The following is a 1,691-nucleotide window of genomic DNA, read 5'->3' as shown; positions in this document are numbered from 1 at the left end:
CGCCTTTTAATTGACCTGAGCGCAATGCTTCACGTGCAATAATAAAGAGAATTTGGTCGCCATCGACTTTATTTCCTAAATGATCGACCATCATAATGCGGTCACCATCGCCATCATAAGCTAAGCCAACATCAGCTTTCGTTTCAACAACTTTAGCTTGCAATGCAGTTACATCAGTTGCACCACATTTTTCATTAATATTCAAACCATTTGGATCCGTACCAATTTCAATGACTTCCGCACCTAGCTCTCTAAACACGTTAGGCGCAATATGGTAAGTTGCACCATTTGCACAATCGACCACGATCTTATAACCTTCCAAGCCTAAATGAGCGGGGAATGTACCTTTACAAAACTCAATGTAGCGTCCTGCTGCATCATTAATACGGCTGGCTTTACCTAATTCGGCAGATTCCACACAATCCATCGGTTGTTCTAACATCGCTTCAATGGCTTCTTCAATTTCATCAGGTAATTTAGTGCCTTTTGCTGAAAAGAATTTAATCCCATTATCATAATAAGGATTATGAGAGGCCGAGATCACAATACCCGCTTCAGCGCGGAAAGTTCTGGTTAAATAAGCAATAGCAGGTGTCGGCATAGGGCCAGTAAATGCAGCAGATAACCCCGCAGCGGCTAAACCTGCTTCAAGGGCTGATTCCAACATATATCCAGAAATGCGAGTATCTTTACCGATTAAAACCATTTTAGAACCTTGAGAAGCCAATACTTTTCCCGCAGCCCATCCTAATTTTAATGCGAAATCTGGTGTAATTGGATAACTACCTACTTTTCCACGAACACCATCTGTTCCAAAATATTTACGATTTGCCATAACACAATTCCTTTAATTTTTTATCGTTATAAAATCATCAGGCATTTTCTGTTGCCTGCCAAACTTTGAGCATATCTGATGTTGCAGCAACATCATGTACGCGTAAAATTTTTGCACCTTTTTGCGCTGCAATAAGCGCACCTGCCACACTACCTATCACTCGCTGATCGACGGGTTTATCAAGCACAGCGCCAATCATTGATTTACGAGATAATCCCGCTAACACTGGATATCCGCTATGACAAAATTCATTCAGATTTTGTAATAATTGATAATTATGCTGTACAGACTTACCAAAACCAAATCCCATGTCCCAAATTAAATTTTCTTTTTTAACACCGGCAGAAAGGCATTCATTAGTGCGTTTCTGTAAAAAAGCTAATACATCTTGTACGACATTTTCATAATGAGGATTTACCTGCATCGTTCTAGGTTGACCTTGCATATGCATAATACAAACAGGTAAAGCCAGTTTTACCGCCGTTTCTAACGCATTTGGCTCTTGCAAAGCACGAATATCATTAATCAAATCCATTCCAACACTTGCGGCTTCACGCATCACAACTGCTTTTGAGGAATCAACAGAAATCCAACAATCAAAACGGCTTCGCACCGCCTCCACCACGGGTACAACACGATACAATTCCTCTTGTTCCGAAACTTCATCTGCATTCTGACGAGTGGATTCTCCGCCAATATCAATAATTGTCGCCCCCTCTTCTAGCATTTTTTCCACTTGAAAAAGTGCTTTATCTAGACTAAAAAACTGTCCGCCATCAGAAAAAGAATCAGGCGTAAAATTAAGAATCCCCATAATTTGAGGCACGCTTAAATCAAGACATTTATTATTTGCGTA

The 1,691-nt window shown here is 40.3% G+C and carries 2 protein-coding genes; both read right to left on the bottom strand.

From position 1 onward, the window contains the following. The coding region (gene glmM, locus HMPREF2813_RS06815; protein WP_083304315.1) for a phosphoglucosamine mutase at positions 1–835 on the bottom strand (835 nt) is incomplete at its 3' end. A 37-nt stretch (positions 836–872) separates the two neighbouring features. Beyond that, the coding region (gene folP / locus HMPREF2813_RS06810) for a dihydropteroate synthase (RefSeq protein ID WP_070647025.1) at positions 873–1,691 on the bottom strand (819 nt) is incomplete at its 5' end.

It is taken from the genome of Haemophilus sp. HMSC066A11 (genome assembly GCF_001811665.1).
GTDB classification, from domain to species: domain Bacteria; phylum Pseudomonadota; class Gammaproteobacteria; order Enterobacterales; family Pasteurellaceae; genus Haemophilus; species Haemophilus influenzae.
This window is presented reverse-complemented; position numbering and strand designations above follow the sequence as displayed.